Below are 16,065 nucleotides of genomic sequence, written 5' to 3' on the forward strand. Positions count from 1 at the left end.
AAATGACTTATCAATTACGCGTTGCCCATCTTTATGGTGACCTCTTAAATACTTATGGTGATATTGGCAACATTTTAGTCTTGCAATACTACGCAAAAAAAATGAATGTTGAATTAATTACTAAAGTTATCAGCTTAGATGATCAATTTGCAGCAAATGATTTTGACTTAGCGTTTTTCGGTGGTGGTCAAGATTATGAACAGTTAATCGTTTCACATAATATTCAACAAAAAAAGCCTGAATTAATAAAGTTTATTGAAGATGGTGGCCCTCTATTAGCAATTTGTGGTGGATATCAACTACTCGGTGAATACTATATTGGGGCTAAAGGTGAAAAAATTGCTGGCATTAGTGCTTTGCCACATCATACTAAAAGCCAAGACAATCACCGTTTTATCGGTGATATTGAAATTCAAAATCAAGAAACTGGGCAAAAATACCACGGTTTCGAAAACCACAACGGACTAACCTATTTAGGAACTGGAGAAAAAGCTTTGGGTAAAGTTTTAAGTGGTCATGGCAATAATGGCAAAGATCATACCGAAGGAGCAATTTATAAAAACGTCTATTGCTCTTACTTCCATGGTCCGATCCTTGCCCGCAATGGAGAATTGGCGAAGCGACTATTGTTGATTGCCTTAAAGCGCCGTTATCCAACAGCCGATTTTAGCCAGGCTGAACAATTGAAAATTCTTCCAACTTACTAAAATATGTCACTAAAAAAACATTGCTGTACCTGAAATTATAGGTACGACAATGTTTTTTTAGTGATCTTTTTCTTTTAAATAAGTTGCAATAATTTGGTCCCGTTTTTCCAAAAAGATTTCATTATGCTCGTCAGGATGGATTCGATTGGTTAAAACAATTAAAGCTTGCTTAGTTGCTAAATCTAACAGCATGAAAGTTCCAGTGTATCCAGTATGATAAATGCAGGCCTGCCCTTTTGAATCATAACGTAAGTCCCAGCCAAATGATCGACCTAAATCATGGGTTGGCGTCTGATCGGCAAATAGCTGTTGTCTTAAATCACTTGAAAATAATTTTGGATCTATCTTGTCCGCCAAAATCCAATCCACGAAACGCATCAAATCACTGAGTGGTGCAAATAACCCAGCTGAACCGCAATGCTCTTTTAAAATTCTTGCTTTTGGATCATGAACTTTTCCTTGCAGCAAACCTGTTTTTTGAGAATAAGTGGTTGGTACACAACGATTAACTAGCGGCTCAAAAGTACTATTTGTCATTTGCAATGGTTGTAAAACATTTTCAACTATTACTTGTTGAACCGGTTTATGATAAAAGCTCTCAATAATCTCACCTAAAAAAATCAGCCCAATATCTGAATACTCAACCTTTTTACCAAGCCAATTACCCGTATGTAAAGTAAATAACGCTTTTTTCAACTGAGGTGCTGCTAACTGATTTCGATGTGGAATATAACCGGTAATTGCAGCTGTATGTGTCAGTAGTTCTCTAATAGTTACTCGTTGGTCATAAAAATCTGGTAAAAATTTTTTGACTGAATCCTCAAAGTTGAGTTTGCCAACTGTAACTAAATGTAAAATAACCGTTGTCGTCCCGATTACTTTCGTCAAGGAAGCTAAGTCATATAGTTGATCTGTCACTAATAACTTTTTTTGAGGCTTAAGCTGACTGAAGCCAAAAACTTCTTGCTGCCATTTTTCTTGGCTTTTCATTGCGTAAGAAACACCGGGTACAATTTGCTGTTCAGATAACTGATGTAACAAATTAGTTGTAATTGGATTCAAACTTTTACTCCTCTTTTGATTTACTGGTTGGTAATGCCACCAGTTTAAACTGCTTGTCGTCATAATCAACTCGATAAACATGAGCATTCTTTATTAAGAAACGTGGTACTTTACCATCCAAGGTTTCAATAAAAACCGACAAAATCAAGGCATGAGCAACAATCAAAATATTGCTTTCGTTTGGCCTTGAAGCATACTTTTCTGCCAAATCTTCCATAAAATAAGTAATTCGGCTACTTAATTGCTGGGCATTTTCCACTTGAGAAGTCTGATCAATTCGATGAAATAAGTTAGTTAATTCCATTGCATGATGGTGATGATACATAGCTTTCCAAATACTCAATGGCCCCAATTGCTGCAAAAAGTGCGGCAAAACTTTCCGATTCTTGCCCTCCTCATATTCGCCAAAGCTTAATTCTCGTAACCGTGGTTCTCGAAAAATTGGCGTCTGTGGCTGGATGTTCTCCTTTAAAATTAATTTAGCTGTTTTTAAGGTTCGATCAAGGTCGCTGGTATACGCTGCAGTGAACCTAATCTCTTGTAATTGTTGCCCCAACTTACGAGCTGATTTTTGACCTTTTCCAGTCAAGGGTGAATCTGTTATTCCCTGCAAACGATGCCAGCGATTCAACTGCGTTTGCCCATGTCTAACCAAATAAAAATGAACTGTCATTTTATCACCAACTTATTAAATAATTGATACTTAACTCTAGGATAGTTCAATTATAACAAAATTGCTGTTACAATTATGATAAAACAAACAAAGAGGATTGATTTATATGGCCAGTAACTCAGATTCAATTTTCAATTTACTTTCATATTTGCGCCGCCACCCAAGCCAAGCACAAAAAATGGCGGTTAAAGAAAACAATATTGTTCGCTTGAAAATTAACCCAACAATTAAAATTTCTTATGCTGAGATCTATTTTCCACAAAACCACTTGATGGTTAATCGTCTAACTGATAGCTTTGTTGCCAAACATGGTGAATTATTAGATTATTATCAAGCTTTCACCACTATGAATAATCCGCATTACCAAGACGTTTGGGTTACTAGTTCTTTTGTCGTACCCGCTAATTATTTTTATATTGAACTTTCCTTTGAGTAACCGAATCAATCGACTTTTTTTCGAGCCGATAACAACATTACCAAATTAATAATTAAAAGACCTGCTGTGACCAAAAAAACCGCTTGGTAACTATCCAAACTCGAAACAACTGAACCCAAAAGCGGGCCAGCAACACCGCCAACAGCTTGGGCTGACTGATTGTAACTGAAGATTCTGCCAAATGCCTCTTGTGGAACATCAACTGTTAAAACTGTTTGAACGGCTGGCAACATGGCTGCACTAGCCAGTCCCAACAAAAAGCGAAGGATTCCCAGTTGCAGTGGTGTTGTTACAAAATACATTGGAATAAAAACCAGGGCACTAATAACTAATCCTGAAAAAAGAACCCTTTGCGGCCCAATTCGATCCATCAAATGACCAACTCGCGAGGCAACCAATAAAGTTCCAAACCCTGGCATCGCCGCGACAACCCCACTAATTAAGGAAACATTTCCTTGACCATGCATTAATTGGCGGACAAATAAACTGATAATTGGCGAAATTGACATTAGTGATGATTGTACTAGTAAAGTTGTTAGAAACATTACAAAAATCAAATGACGATTATCTAATTGACTAAATATTTGACCAATCGGTTTCATTTTTTTGGCTGGAATCGGAGTAAAGTGCTCTTTGACTGCAAAAGCTGTCAGTAAAAAAGTTACCACCATTAAAATTCCGGTGATAAAAAAAGGCATCCGATAACCTAAAATTCCAGCTAAATAACCACCAAATAAAGGTCCTAATAAAGTTCCAGTAACATTGGCTGTCATTAAGTTTCCCATTACTTGCCCACTATGTTGATGTGGTGTCTCGCCTGCCATTAAAGCAGTAGCATTATTTATATAGCCTGAAAAGGCCCCTTGTAGCAGACGCAAAATAATAACCGTCATCACATTTTGTGCTACACCAACAAAGAAAATTGTGCATGCCATAACTCCTGATGCTCGTAAACACATTAATTTACGGCCACGCAAATCAGCTAATTTCCCCCAAAAAGGCGAAACAATCGCCTGTGATAAATAAGTAATCGAAAAAGCAATTCCTGAGTATAAATTTAATTGCCAATTATCAAAATGACCTAAAGTATCAATATACAATGAAATAAAAGGCATGGTCATTGAATAACCTAAAGCCGTAATGAAGCATCCAATCCAAAGACTAATAAAACTGCGTCGCCACTGTCTATGGCGAAGTGATGATTGTGACATAAAATTTTTCCTCTCATAAGTAATCAATATAATCATAGCACCATCAAATTCCACGGTCTATTTTTCTTTTTTAATTACTAAATTAATTAGTGAAAAAAAGCGCAGCATTCGGCTGCGCTTTTTTCACATTTTAATTCATTCTCTAATCATCTAAATCGCGTTCAATATTCAAACCATAAAGTTTGCTCACCGGTTCATTTTTGTTAGCCGGATGTACAACTAAGATTGTTGTCGCACCTTTACTGCTGACATAACCAGCAAATTCAGCCACTTCTTCAACTTGATAAGCCAAGCCATCCGAATTATATATATACTGACCAGCAACTGGCATACTTTCGAAGTAAACTTTATTCATCCGATAATATTCGTTTTCACCATCATGCATTACCAATACAACTTTAAACAAAAATATCCCCTCCATCCAGCAAAAACAACCAAATTAATAGCTAGATGAGCAACTTTCAAAACTTAGACATTAATTACCTTATCTAAGAACGCTTTGGTTCGATCATGCTGTGGTTGATCAAAAACTTCAGCAGGTTTTCCTTCTTCAACAACCTTGCCATCAGCCATGAAAACCACTCGATCAGCTACTTCTTTAGCAAACCCCATTTCATGAGTAACCACCACCATGGTCATGCCTTCTTTAGCCAACTTTTTCATAACCTCTAAAACGTCGCCAACCATTTCTGGATCAAGCGCTGAAGTTGGTTCATCAAATAACATTATATCAGGTTTCATAGCAAGTGCACGAGCAATTGCTACCCGCTGTTTTTGACCACCAGACAATGAACGTGGCATAGCGTTATATTTATCTTCCAAACCAACTGTTTTCAGTAATTTTTTTGCTTGTTCTGCAGCTGCATCTTTTGAAAGCTTTCCTAATTCAACTGGTGCTAAAGCAATATTTTGCTCAACCGTTAAATTGTTAAATAAATTAAAATGTTGAAAAACCATCCCGATGTTCTCACGTGCTTGGTCAATATTTGTCTTGGGATCGCTGATATCTTTCCCATCAATAATAATTTTCCCAGAAGTTGGATCTTCTAGGCGATTCAAACAACGTAATAAAGTACTTTTTCCTGAACCCGATGGCCCAATCAAAACTACTACTTCGTTATTCGCCACTTCAAAATCAATTCCTTTTAAAACATGGTTATCACCGTAGTTTTTTACTAAATCTTTTACATCTACTTTTAATTCAGTCATTAGTTATTGATCCTCCGTTCTACCCATTTTGATAACAAGGTCAAGATTGTAATCAACAGTAAATAAATCACTGCAACAATCGTCCAAACTTTAAATCCCTGTAAATTTCTGGCAATAATAATTTTACCAGTTTGTGTCAGTTCCAAAATTCCGATAATTGATAAAATTGAAGTATCCTTTAACGTGATAATAAACTGATTAATGAATGAAGGAATCATAATTTTGATTCCTTGTGGCAAAACGATTTTTTGCATCGCCTTGCTAAATGGTAACCCTAAACTGCGGGCTGCTTCCATTTGACCAGCATCAACCGCTTCAATTCCTCCTTTAACAAATGCCGCTGTATAGGCACCTTCGTTCAAGGTCAAGGTAATAATTCCGGCAACAAATGCTGGAATTTTAGAACCGGTTAAGCTTGGAACTCCATTATAAATGAAAAGTGCCAAAACCAGCAATGGCAGTCCACGGAAAATGTAAATGATCGTTGTCGACAAGCCCCGCGAAAATTTATTTGGAATAACGCCTAATAAACCAATCAGAATTCCAAAAATGGTTGCAAAAATAATTGATAAAATCGTTAATTTGAGTGTTTCTAAAATACCAGTCCAAATAGCTTGACGATTCTGTTTAATCAGACCAATAAAAGTATTACTTTCAGCATCCTTTTGTTCGTTAGCCTTCTTGGTTGAAGAAGTAGCTGCTGCACCAGTATACTTCTTGATAATTTGATCATATTTGCCATTTTTCTTTAATTTCGCTAAACCTTGATTAAACATCTTCAATAATTCTTGATTTTGGCCTTTCTTAACAGCAAAGCCATATTGACCAATATCAGCTGGTTTAGTTACTATCTTCAGACCTAAGCCCGTTTTAACACCATAATTTAAAACCGCACTATCATCAAAACAAGCTGCCGAATTACCAGTTTTAACATCATTATAAACATTATCAGAATCGTCAAAGGTCACAACCTTAAAGCCATATTTATCTTTAAGTGAATTGGCATAAGTTGCACCTTGCGTCCCTGTTTTAACAGCAACTCTTTTTCCTTTCAAATCTTGCAAACCTTTGATACCGCTTTTGGGAGCAACAGCCATCACAATGCCAGATTGATAATATGCATTTGAAAAATCAAAAGTCTGCTTGCGTTCATCGGTAATCGTCATTCCAGCAATTACACCATCAATTTGACCAGAACTGACAGATTGAACAGCTGCGTTGAATCCCAAGGGCTTAATTTTAATTTTAAAGCCCTCTTCTTTAGCAATTGAGCGAATCAGTTCCATGTCGATTCCAACATACTTATTATTGGAATTTGCATAAACAAATGGTGGAAATGTTACGTCAGTCCCAATTGTATATGTTTTTTCAGCATGAACTGGTGCCTGACCACTAAAGAAGAATGCCACTGCGGCAATCAATGTCAGACAAAAAAATACAAATCTTTTTTTCATGATATCTTCTCCCATTTCTTAATATAATATTAAAAGTATATCATAAAAATGCCATCAAGATGTCAAATGGCATTTTGATAGCGCTTTATCAAACTTAATTAGTTTTTTTTCAAAGATTTAAAGTTGTTTGACTTTCTTTTCCAAAACAAAAATCTTATTTGCTGACAAATAATTAAATTATAAAGTTGACAAAATAATTGACTTTTTACCATTTTATTCGTATGTTTTGAGAGAAAAGAAAAAAGGAGCAATTAGATATGTCAGAAATTAAATTTAATAATCGTAAAGAAGTCCCCAGCTTAACTTCTAAATTGCGTGGTGATATTGTTTCAGCTCCAGCTGTTATTCGAAATGCCTCAGGAATAAATCTCTATGGTAAACGAATTAAAAGTATTATCTATACAATGGATGTTGCTGTAATTGCCAATTGCAATGCCGATGCTGTTTTAGCAGTCTATCCTTGGACACCTAATACCAAAATACTTGAGGCCATTTCGACGGTTTCTAATGTCCCAATTTTAGCCGGAATTGGTGGGGGGTTAACCAAAGGGCTGCGTTCAGCAACAATTGGCTTTTTTGCTGAAGAAAGTGGGGCTCAAGCGGTTGTTTTAAACGCTCCAACCACAATTGATACAATCATTGGAGTTGGAAAAGTAGTCGACATTCCTATCATCTATACTATTGTCAATCAAAGTGTTGATTTGCATGAACGAATCAACGCTGGAGTCAAGGCATTCAATATTGCGGGTGGTAAAGAAACAGCTAACTTGGTTAAGTGGGTCCGCAACGAAATTCAAGATTATGCACCAAATTTTCCAATCATTGCTTCTGGTGGTAAAACTGCTGAACAAATTCAACAAACAATTGATGCTGGTGCTAATGCAATTACCTTCACTGCTTATGGCGTGACAGAGGCAACTTTCCAGAAGAAGATGGAACTCTATCGCCAACAAAACAGTCACGAAAAATAAATTCAAAAAAAAATCGGTGGTTCAACTAGCTATCAAGCCAGCTTACCAACCGATTTTTTATTAGACACCTTGGAAATAACGATGACCACCCAGTAACAAAAATAACACCAACCAAAGCCACCATAAACCAAAGAATAATTTTAAACCAATTACGATCAAGATTAGCGGAATTATAAAACTAAAAATTCCCTTAAAAATCTTCCAACAAAGCCAGATCATTAAAATGATCATCAAAGTTATCATTTAAAAATTCTCCCAACCATTCAAATTAAATTTTATTCACCGTAATTTGGATAATAAAATTTTAACACGGCTGCTTATTTGAAATCGGACGCAAACTTTTAATCTGACTTGCAGCAACTAGATGCCCATCAACCATCACCGAACCATTAGTGATCATCAACCGATTTATTTGTCGGAAGATTTCCGTAAAACCGGTATTAAATTTCTGGTGCAATCTTTTACCATCAACCAATTCAAATTCAACTACTGTCATGAAACATCCCTCCTGCCTATAACTTAAAACTTTATGATAACTAAATTATATCATCATTTCTGAGCAATTAATTCAAATTAAACCGAACGTAAGAAAAAAATTTATTTTTTTTAATTCTCTTAATATTTCAAAGCAAATCTTAAAGTTGGCTTTCGAGTATTTAGTTGCATCTTCTAACTAGCTTTTCATCTTTTTGGCAAGTTCTCGCAGTTTTGAACGACTAATTTTATGACTCGCTGTTCTTGGCAGATGATCCACCCAGATAAACTGCTGAGGAACTTTATAGTGAGCTAAATGTTGGCGGCCAAAGCTTAACAACAGCTGGTAATTAATTGGCTTCTGAGTGGAGTAAAAAGCCCACGGCACCTGACCCCACTTTTCATCATTAACTCCAATAACCGCTATTTCTTGAATTGACGAGAACTGTTGATAAACGGCTTCAATTTCTTGAGGAAAAATATTCTCTCCACCAGAAATTAGCATCTCATCCTTGCGACCACAAATATACAAAAAACCAGTTTGATCAAAACGACCAATATCGCCGGTTTTAAACCAACCATCTGCTGTCATTTTTTGAGAAAACCCGTTCGAATCATCCAAATAACCAGCAGCTAAATTCGGTCCCTTTAATTGAATCTCACCAATCGGTTTGGCTGCTAATCTTACTTGGATTGGAAACAGCGGTTTGCCAACTGAACCCAAATGTCGTTCAGCCTCCGTAAAATTCAAAGCAACAACTTGCGAACACGTTTCCGTCATTCCATAAGATTGGACAACTGGCAAGTTTTTTTGCTGGCAAGTTTTTAATGTAGCTGCATCAATCGGACCACCACCTAATAAAAAGCCCCGAAAATGCTGTTGATAACCTTTTGCAGGATAAACTTTTAAGAGACGCTGCAGCATTTGTGGCACAACTGACATCAAAGTTACTGGATAATCTTGCAACTGCTGGGTTACTTCCACTGCAGAAAAATGCTGAACTAGAAGAATACCCATTCCATAAATTAAGCTACGCATCATAATTGATAGCCCGCTAATGTGAAAAATTGGCAATGCACACAGCCACAGTTCATTAGTATCTAAACCCAGGTTAAAAGCCGAACCTACCGCCGAATAAAAATGATTTTGAAAAGTTTGCTTGACTCCATGCGGTTGACCGGTTGTTCCGGAGGTAAACATAATTGAGGCTAATTGATCAGGTAAAAATTCTGCCACCGGGACTATCGTTTGAGCCTTTGAGGTGGTCATTTGTTTCAAACTAATCAATTTTACTTTTACATCCACCTTTAACTGAGTTGCTAAATTATCATCAACAATTAAAGCTCTTGGCTGTCCTATTTTAAGCTGACGTTGTAATTCTATCCTACTCAAGCGCCAATTTAATAACAGAGGTACCAAACCTAACTGCTGTAAGGCTAGTATTACCAAGTAACCAGTTGAATCATTTTTTACTAATACAGCAATGCGGGTTTGCCTAGGTAGTTCTCCTAGCAGAGTAGTTATCTGTCCAGCAGTTTGTAAAACCTTTTCAGTTAGTTGAGCAAACGTCCATTGTTCAGCAGCAGTAATTAAGGCTATTTTGTCTGGGTTTATTTGCGATTGTTTTATCAACCAATTTTGCAATTTTTACACCTCATTGCTTTTAACAACTGCCAGATCAAGGAAATTTAGGAAATTGATCAAAATCTGGTTGGCGTTTTTGATTAAACGCATCGCGTCCTTCTTTAGCTTCGTCGCTAGTGTAATATAACATCGTTGCATCGCCGGCAAATTGCTGTAACCCTGCTAAGCCATCAGTATCAGCATTCATCGCCGCTTTGATAAAACGTAAAGCTGTCGGTGACTTTGTCAATATTTCATCGCACCATTTCAAAGTTTCCGTTTCAACATCAGCTAACGGCACCACTTTATTAATCCAATTCATCCGATAAGCTTCATCAGCCGTGTACCAATGATTTAAAAACCAAACTTCTTTAGCTCTTTTATGACCAATAACTCGCGCTAAATATCCAGAACCGTATCCGGCATCAAAACTACCAACTTTAGGACCGGTTTGACCGAATTTGGCATTGTCTGCTGCAATTGTTAAGTCACAGACCAGCTGTAAGACGTTACCCCCACCAACTGACCAGCCCTTAACCATCGCAATTACCGGTTTAGGAATAATTCGAATCAAGTGTTGCAAATCTAATACGTTCAACCGGGGAATTTGATCTTTGCCAACATAACCGCCATTCCCCCGGATACCCTGATCACCACCCGAACTAAAGGCTAAATCGCCCGCACCTGTCAAAATAATCACACCAATTGAGCTATCATCTCGGCACTGATTAAAAGCATCAATCAATTCCATAATCGTCAAAGGAGTAAAGGCATTTCTTTTTTCTGGCCGATTGATTGTGAGCTTAGCGATTTTTCCGGTCCTTTCAAATAATATTTCTTGGTAATCTTTAACTTTTTGCCATTTACGACTCATGTTATCGATCCTTTCTGCTAAAATAGATTTTAAAGTAAACTCGGGAGGCGATATTTATGAATTTGCTGGAAAATCTCGGCATCAAAATTGAACAAAACACAGTTGCAGAAACGGTTATTTCAGTTGAAATCACCCCGAAACTGCTACAGCCTTATGGCCTGGTCCATGGTGGAATTAATGCTGTTTTAGCCGAAACAGCTGCCAGCTTAGCAGCTAATCAATTTGCCCCAACTGGACAAGTAGCAGTAGGTGTTGACTTGACCACACATCATTTGCGTGCGCTTTCAAGTGGAAAAATCATTGCTCACGCTTACCCGCTACATCTGGGTCAGCGATTACAAACTTGGGAAGTTAAAACCTTTGCCGCTAAAACTGAAAAACTTTCAAGTATCAGTACCGTTACTACTTGCTTACAGCCACATCCTATTAAACAGTAAGAAACTTTCAGTTCAAAAATATCGTCCACTATTTAATTTTAACACGTTGTTTTAATAAGCCAAATAATTTAGCCAAATTTTAAAAAATCAACCTCCCTGCCTGAACGATCGTAGTTGGCTGAGAGGTTGATTTTAGGAGTTTTCATCTAGCTAATTAATTGCCGCTTTGAGTTCACGGACATAGTGATCTAACTTGTCTGATACGGTTTCATCTTTTGCTGCAATTAACTGTACAATTGCTGAGCCGACAATTACTCCATCAGCAATAGCTGCTACATCTGCAGCTTGTTTGGCAGTGTGAATTCCAAAACCCACAGCAATTGGCAAATCGGTTGCTTGCCGAATTTGAGCAAGCATTTTAGTCAAATTAGTTTTAATTTCCTCTCTGGTTCCAGTAACACCCATCGAAGAAACTGCATAAACAAATCCGCTCGTTCCAGCAACTACTTGTGGAATTCGTTTGCCCGATGTTGGTGCCACTAATGGAATTAGTGCACAACCATATTTCTGGGCAAAAGGTAAAACTTCGGCTCGTTCTTCAGCCGGTAAGTCAGGAATAATTAAACCGCCAATTTGTAACTCAGCACAGCGTTTAAAAAATCGTTCATAGCCATACTTAAAAACATTATTCAAATAAACTAACAATGCAAGGGGAACCTGACTCTTCTGCCGCACAGCCGTTACCAACTCAAAAACTCTTTCAGTTGTCATTCCAGCAGCAAACGCTCGTAAATCTGCCGCTTGAATCACAGGTCCATCAGCTACTGGATCGCTAAACGGAATTCCAATTTCAATAATATCCGTCCCGGCTTGAGCAAGTGTCAGTATTTCAGCTACCGATTGTTCAAAGCTGGGATCTCCAGCAGTTACAAAACCGATTAAAGCTTTTCGATTTTTTGGAAAAGCGTTGGTTAATGTTGTTTCTGGTTTTAATTTAGTCATAGATTTTCTTCCCCCGATAACGTGCAATTGCTGCCACATCTTTGTCGCCACGCCCAGATAAATTGCAGACAATGATTTGGTCTGGCCGCATGGTTGGTGCTAATTTACGAACATAAGCTACCGCATGACAACTTTCAATTGCTGCGATAATTCCTTCTTCACGGGCAACATATTCAAAAGCCGCTACCGCTTCATCATCAGTGATTCCAACATATTCTGCTCGCTTTGCAGCTGCCAATGCTGCATGTTGTGGGCCAATTCCCGGATAGTCAAGGCCGGCTGAGATTGAATACACCTCATCAATTTGTCCATCATTATTTTGCAGAAAAATAGATTTCATGCCGTGAAAAATTCCGGTGCTGCCGCGTTCAATTGTGGCTGCATGTTGATCAGTATCGACGCCTTTTCCAGCGGCTTCACAGCCGATTAGTCTAACTGTTGGATCAGCAATAAAATGATAAAAAGCTCCCATTGCATTACTCCCTCCACCAACACAAGCAACTACCGCATCAGGTAATTTACCTGTCTCTGCCAGTAATTGTTTTTTAATTTCTTGACTGATTATCGCTTGGAAATCAGCCACCATTGCTGGAAAAGGTGCAGGTCCCATAACCGATCCGATTACATAATGTGTATCAGTTGTTCTCCGACTCCATTCTTGCATTGCCGCAGCAGCTCCAGCGATTTCATCAATTGTTTCACCTTTAGCTGTTAGGGCCGTTAAAAACGCAGCAATCTGAATGTCTGATACTTGCCCCGTCATAATTTCATTAATTGCTGCAGCTGTCTTTTGATAACTTAGGTCTTTTCCGGCTACCACTTGTTGAATTGCATCTTTAATCATTTTATTTACCCTCCTAAATTTTTACCCGTCTTTTACTTTTAAAATATCCGTTACTATTGCCAAAACTTTTCTTGAAACCTGCCATCGAAATGTTGCCATTTTTTATCCTCCCTACAAAAAAAATCCGCCCATAACAGAAACTGTTAAGGACGGATTCTTCCGCGGTACCACCTTATTTTGGAATTCAAAGAAGCTTAAATAAGCTATTTTCAAATACCACACTTTCCAGGATGCCAACACACCCCTGATAACTGACGCGTATCTTGCGTTGCGGTGTACTAACTCATTTGCTTTGGCCGCACCCTCCGTGGTCCATTTAATAATCTGTTTTCAACCAGGCTCGCAGCATCCCCGGCTCTCTTGATGAGCATAATTATCTTGATCTCCACTTCAACGGTTTGTATGGACGAATATTAAGTTAAAAATAGATTAAACTACGATTAAAAGATTGTCAAGCTTTTTTAAGCAAAAGCCGCTGCTAATGCTTGATCCAAATCCGCAATTAGATCGGAAACATCTTCTAAACCAATCGAGAGTCGAATCAATTGCGGATTTAAGCCTGTGCGTTGACGAATTTTTGCTGGAACTTCACGATGAGTTGTTCGCGCTGGATTAACAATCAATGATTTAGCATCACCAATATTAGGCAAGTAGCTGAAAATTTGTGTTTGCTTAATTAGTTTGGCAATGTTTTCCTCATTGCCTTTCAACTCAAATGATAGAATTGAGCCAACACCATTGGGCAAGTATTTTTTGACCAGTTTATTTTCAGGATTTAAACCACTATAAAAGACTCGTTTAACATATGGACTATCCACCAAAAAATGAGCAATCTTTTCTGCACTCGCAACTTGTTTATCAAGTCGTTCAGCAATTGTTTCTAAACCCAGTAAAACAAAATAGGCATCAATTGGCCCAAGAACTGAACCTAGCAAACGAACATATTTCATCCGAATTCGTTTAATAAAAGCTTTTTGACCGAACTTGCTGCTAAAACTGGCAGTCTGCTTTTTCTCCTCATCGCCCAAGATAAATTCTTCAGTAGTAAACTGTGGAAACTTGCCATTTTCCCAATTAAATTTGCCGTGATCAACGACTAAACCGGAGAGGGTATTTCCATGCCCATTAATTCCTTTCGTCGAAGAATAGATGACAATGTCTGCTCCATGTTCAAACGGTCTTAGTAAATAAGGTGTTGGAAAAGTATTATCAACAATCAGCGGGATGCCCGCCTTGTGAGCAATTTGTGCTAAAGCTGCCAGATCAGCAATTTCAGTACTAGGATTTGCCACACTTTCAACATAAATGGCTTTTGTATCTGGTTTAATTAATTGTTCGACTTGCTTTAAATCATTGATATCATCAACTAAATCAAAATTAATACCATAGGTCGGAAAAAAATTACGGAATTCATCCAACGTTGAACCATAAATGTTGATTGGTGCAATAATCCGGCCACCACCATCTGCTACGTTCAAAATTGTAAATGAAATTGCTGACATTCCGGAAGCAACAGCTACTGCTCCCACACCGCCTTCAAGCTCGGCAATCCTTTCTTCCAATACCTGAATTGTCGGGTTTCCATCACGAGAATAATCAAAACGTCCTGGTAGTTGTCCAGTTACGATTTGATTCGCTACATCTGTATTAGTCAGCCCAAAAGCCGCCGTTTGATATATCGGTACAGAAGAAGCATACTGATGCTCTTCAGGGCGATATCCCGCATGAATTCTTTTCGTATTAAATTTACAATCAACCAATTTTTCCACACTCCTATTTTTATTTAATTGATGTTTGCGGCTGCTGACTAACAACCATTAATGCTTGTTGCAAGTCAGCCTTCAAGTCTGTTACATCTTCAATTCCAACAGCTAGCCTGATTAGCTGTGGTGAAATACCAGCTGCCAATCGCTCTTCTGGCGGTAACTCGGCATGGCTCATTTCATATGGCAATTCAGCTAAACTCTCAACTGCACCTAAGCTAACAGCTAATTTGAAAAGCTTTAAGTGATCAACAAATTGACAAGCATCAACTCCTGGAACGAGTTCAAAAGAAAAGACGCCCCCGCAGCCACGACATTCGTCCTGAGCAATATCATAATCGGCTGACCCCGGTAACCCAGGATAATGAATTCCAGCTACTTGCGGACAATGCTGCAAAAATTTAATTAATTGAGCAACATTGTCCTGCTGACGCTCGAGTCTCAAGGCTAGTGTCTGAATCCCACGTCGAACTAAATTAGCATCTTGTGGCGATAAAACACCACCCAAAGCATTTTGGATAAAATAAATTTTTTCCGCCAATTCTGCATTTTTTGCCACTACCAAGCCAGCAATCACATCCGAATGTCCACTTAGATATTTAGTTGCTGAATGGACTACCAAATCAGCACCTAAAGTCAACGGTTGCTGTAAGTAAGGTGTCAAAAAAGTATTATCAACAATTGTTAAAAACCGATACTTGTGCGCTAATTCAGAAATTTTTTTAACACTGGTTACTTGTAATAGAGGATTAGTAAATGGCTCAAAATAAATTGCCTTTGTATTTGGCTGAATTGCTGCCGCTACCGCATTTAGATCTCGTGAATCAACTGCGGTAAAGGTGATTTCCCGCTCTTTAAAATATTGATTCAATAATCGATAAGTTCCACCGTAAATTTGATTACCAACAATCAGATGATCCCCTGGTTTAAAAATAGCTAGCACTGCATGAATTGCTGCCATTCCAGAAGCAAATGCAAAGCCCCGAACTCCATGTTCTAACTGTGCAATTTGTTTTTCTAAAAATTCTCGGGTTGGATTACCAGATCGAGCATAATCCCAATGGGCCGGTTGTTCGATTGAACGATATTGATAAGTTGATGAATTATAGACTGGGGGATTAACCGCACCTGTTTGATTATCACCAATTGTTTCTCCATGAACTAGTTGTGTATTAAAAGCTGTCATTTTCAATTCCCCCTAAATAAAAAAGCAGCCTCTCATCCTCGCTTTCCAGCTAAGGACGAAAAACTGCATTTCGCGTTACCACCTTATTATTTAAATAGTTCTCACAAACTATTCCTCTAAAGGTACATTCAAAACTAGAAGATACCTCGACTCTTTAACGGGAGTACCCGCAATTGTCTAACCATCATAAGTCAGCTC

General features: G+C 38.0%; 17 protein-coding genes, 1 pseudogene and 2 other annotated features (1 of these 20 cut by a window edge). Of the genes and pseudogenes, 4 read left to right on the forward strand and 14 right to left on the reverse strand.

Annotated features, from left to right (window positions below; genetic code table 11):
• Positions 1 to 2: 2 nt before the first annotated feature.
• Complete coding sequence (locus G6O73_RS06245; protein WP_057885470.1) at positions 3 to 707, forward strand: type 1 glutamine amidotransferase; 705 nt, start codon at positions 3 to 5, stop codon at positions 705 to 707.
• Positions 708 to 764: 57 nt separating this feature from the next.
• Here G6O73_RS06245 and G6O73_RS06250 read toward each other — a convergent pair whose 3' ends face one another.
• Together G6O73_RS06250 and G6O73_RS06255 are read right to left on the reverse strand one after the other, a co-directional pair.
• A complete protein-coding gene (locus G6O73_RS06250; RefSeq protein ID WP_057885469.1) occupies positions 765 to 1,769 on the reverse strand; it encodes a serine hydrolase domain-containing protein in 1,005 nt (334 codons plus the stop codon).
• Between the two features lie 4 nt (positions 1,770 to 1,773).
• On the reverse strand, positions 1,774 to 2,442 hold the full coding sequence (locus tag G6O73_RS06255) for a histidine phosphatase family protein (RefSeq protein ID WP_057885468.1): 669 nt from the start codon (positions 2,440 to 2,442) through the stop codon (positions 1,774 to 1,776).
• Positions 2,443 to 2,548: 106 nt separating this feature from the next.
• On the opposite strand from G6O73_RS06255, the gene G6O73_RS06260 reads away from it, so the two are divergent.
• Positions 2,549 to 2,878, forward strand: coding sequence for a hypothetical protein (locus G6O73_RS06260; RefSeq protein WP_057885467.1), 330 nt, complete (start codon positions 2,549 to 2,551; stop codon positions 2,876 to 2,878).
• A gap of 5 nt (positions 2,879 to 2,883) precedes the next feature.
• Here the strand turns inward: G6O73_RS06260 and G6O73_RS06265 are convergent, their stop codons facing one another.
• The 4 genes from G6O73_RS06265 to G6O73_RS06280 all read right to left on the reverse strand — a co-directional run bounded on the left by G6O73_RS06265 (position 2,884) and on the right by G6O73_RS06280 (position 6,752).
• Positions 2,884 to 4,089: an MFS transporter gene (locus G6O73_RS06265; protein ID WP_057885466.1), complete on the reverse strand. Its 1,206-nt coding sequence runs from the start codon at positions 4,087 to 4,089 to the stop codon at positions 2,884 to 2,886.
• 142 nt (positions 4,090 to 4,231) lie between these two features.
• Positions 4,232 to 4,495, reverse strand: coding sequence for a hypothetical protein (locus G6O73_RS06270; RefSeq protein WP_057885465.1), 264 nt, complete (start codon positions 4,493 to 4,495; stop codon positions 4,232 to 4,234).
• 62 nt (positions 4,496 to 4,557) lie between these two features.
• Positions 4,558 to 5,298, reverse strand: a complete 741-nt coding sequence (locus G6O73_RS06275; protein ID WP_057885464.1) for an amino acid ABC transporter ATP-binding protein — start codon at positions 5,296 to 5,298, stop codon at positions 4,558 to 4,560.
• The gene (locus G6O73_RS06280; protein ID WP_057885463.1) at positions 5,298 to 6,752 is read right to left on the reverse strand and encodes an amino acid ABC transporter substrate-binding protein/permease; all 1,455 of its coding nucleotides are present in this window, start codon (positions 6,750 to 6,752) and stop codon (positions 5,298 to 5,300) included. Before G6O73_RS06280 ends, G6O73_RS06275 begins: the two co-directional genes overlap by 1 nt.
• A 257-nt stretch (positions 6,753 to 7,009) precedes the next feature.
• Between G6O73_RS06280 and G6O73_RS06285 the strand changes: the two genes are divergently transcribed.
• Positions 7,010 to 7,723 carry a beta/alpha barrel domain-containing protein gene (locus G6O73_RS06285; RefSeq protein WP_057885462.1) on the forward strand — a complete coding sequence of 238 codons (714 nt, stop codon included), beginning with the start codon at positions 7,010 to 7,012 and terminating at the stop codon, positions 7,721 to 7,723.
• A 60-nt stretch (positions 7,724 to 7,783) separates the two neighbouring features.
• Here the strand turns inward: G6O73_RS06285 and G6O73_RS06290 are convergent, their stop codons facing one another.
• The 4 genes from G6O73_RS06290 to menB form a co-directional block, all read right to left on the reverse strand.
• Positions 7,784 to 7,966, reverse strand: coding sequence for a hypothetical protein (locus tag G6O73_RS06290; protein ID WP_057885461.1), 183 nt, complete (start codon positions 7,964 to 7,966; stop codon positions 7,784 to 7,786).
• Positions 7,967 to 8,027: 61 nt separating this feature from the next.
• A complete protein-coding gene (locus G6O73_RS06295; protein ID WP_057885460.1) occupies positions 8,028 to 8,219 on the reverse strand; it encodes a hypothetical protein in 192 nt (63 codons plus the stop codon).
• Between the two features lie 177 nt (positions 8,220 to 8,396).
• Positions 8,397 to 9,842: an o-succinylbenzoate--CoA ligase gene (locus tag G6O73_RS06300; protein ID WP_057885459.1), complete on the reverse strand. Its 1,446-nt coding sequence runs from the start codon at positions 9,840 to 9,842 to the stop codon at positions 8,397 to 8,399.
• Between the two features lie 34 nt (positions 9,843 to 9,876).
• Positions 9,877 to 10,695, reverse strand: a complete 819-nt coding sequence (gene menB / locus G6O73_RS06305; RefSeq protein ID WP_057885458.1) for a 1,4-dihydroxy-2-naphthoyl-CoA synthase — start codon at positions 10,693 to 10,695, stop codon at positions 9,877 to 9,879.
• A gap of 56 nt (positions 10,696 to 10,751) precedes the next feature.
• On the opposite strand from menB, the gene G6O73_RS06310 reads away from it, so the two are divergent.
• Positions 10,752 to 11,132, forward strand: a complete 381-nt coding sequence (locus G6O73_RS06310) for a PaaI family thioesterase (protein ID WP_057885457.1) — start codon at positions 10,752 to 10,754, stop codon at positions 11,130 to 11,132.
• Positions 11,133 to 11,282: 150 nt separating this feature from the next.
• Here G6O73_RS06310 and trpA read toward each other — a convergent pair whose 3' ends face one another.
• The 4 genes and pseudogenes from trpA to G6O73_RS06330 form a co-directional block, all read right to left on the reverse strand.
• Positions 11,283 to 12,074 carry a tryptophan synthase subunit alpha gene (gene trpA / locus G6O73_RS06315; protein ID WP_057885456.1) on the reverse strand — a complete coding sequence of 264 codons (792 nt, stop codon included), beginning with the start codon at positions 12,072 to 12,074 and terminating at the stop codon, positions 11,283 to 11,285.
• A pseudogene (locus G6O73_RS06320) lies at positions 12,067 to 12,903 on the reverse strand (pyridoxal-phosphate dependent enzyme); the annotation flags it as partial. The gene trpA and the pseudogene G6O73_RS06320, both read right to left, overlap by 8 nt.
• Positions 12,904 to 13,060: 157 nt before the next feature.
• Positions 13,061 to 13,321: a binding site (T-box leader), on the reverse strand.
• Between the two features lie 58 nt (positions 13,322 to 13,379).
• Positions 13,380 to 14,678: an O-acetylhomoserine aminocarboxypropyltransferase/cysteine synthase family protein gene (locus G6O73_RS06325; protein ID WP_057885455.1), complete on the reverse strand. Its 1,299-nt coding sequence runs from the start codon at positions 14,676 to 14,678 to the stop codon at positions 13,380 to 13,382.
• A gap of 19 nt (positions 14,679 to 14,697) precedes the next feature.
• Positions 14,698 to 15,867 (reverse strand): trans-sulfuration enzyme family protein, encoded by a 1,170-nt coding sequence (locus G6O73_RS06330; protein WP_057885454.1) that lies wholly within the window; start codon positions 15,865 to 15,867, stop codon positions 14,698 to 14,700.
• A 48-nt stretch (positions 15,868 to 15,915) separates the two neighbouring features.
• Positions 15,916 to 16,065 (reverse strand) — a binding site (T-box leader); it runs 108 nt beyond the window's last position.

The organism is Liquorilactobacillus nagelii DSM 13675 (assembly GCF_019444005.1).
Taxonomy (GTDB): domain Bacteria; phylum Bacillota; class Bacilli; order Lactobacillales; family Lactobacillaceae; genus Liquorilactobacillus; species Liquorilactobacillus nagelii.

Bases quoted from the DNA above. Each gene is read 5' to 3' on its own strand.
- G6O73_RS06245 (WP_057885470.1), top strand. From the start codon at position 3: ATGACTTATCAATTACGCGTTGCCCATCTTTATGGTGACCTCTTAAAT.
- G6O73_RS06255 (WP_057885468.1), bottom strand. From the start codon at position 2,442: ATGACAGTTCATTTTTATTTGGTTAGACATGGGCAAACGCAGTTGAAT.
- G6O73_RS06260 (WP_057885467.1), top strand. From the start codon at position 2,549: ATGGCCAGTAACTCAGATTCAATTTTCAATTTACTTTCATATTTGCGC.
- G6O73_RS06265 (WP_057885466.1), bottom strand. From the start codon at position 4,089: ATGTCACAATCATCACTTCGCCATAGACAGTGGCGACGCAGTTTTATT.
- G6O73_RS06275 (WP_057885464.1), bottom strand. From the start codon at position 5,298: ATGACTGAATTAAAAGTAGATGTAAAAGATTTAGTAAAAAACTACGGT.
- G6O73_RS06280 (WP_057885463.1), bottom strand. From the start codon at position 6,752: ATGAAAAAAAGATTTGTATTTTTTTGTCTGACATTGATTGCCGCAGTG.
- G6O73_RS06285 (WP_057885462.1), top strand. From the start codon at position 7,010: ATGTCAGAAATTAAATTTAATAATCGTAAAGAAGTCCCCAGCTTAACT.
- G6O73_RS06290 (WP_057885461.1), bottom strand. From the start codon at position 7,966: ATGATAACTTTGATGATCATTTTAATGATCTGGCTTTGTTGGAAGATT.
- G6O73_RS06295 (WP_057885460.1), bottom strand. From the start codon at position 8,219: ATGACAGTAGTTGAATTTGAATTGGTTGATGGTAAAAGATTGCACCAG.
- menB (WP_057885458.1), bottom strand. From the start codon at position 10,695: ATGAGTCGTAAATGGCAAAAAGTTAAAGATTACCAAGAAATATTATTT.
- G6O73_RS06310 (WP_057885457.1), top strand. From the start codon at position 10,752: ATGAATTTGCTGGAAAATCTCGGCATCAAAATTGAACAAAACACAGTT.
- trpA (WP_057885456.1), bottom strand. From the start codon at position 12,074: ATGACTAAATTAAAACCAGAAACAACATTAACCAACGCTTTTCCAAAA.
- G6O73_RS06330 (WP_057885454.1), bottom strand. From the start codon at position 15,867: ATGACAGCTTTTAATACACAACTAGTTCATGGAGAAACAATTGGTGAT.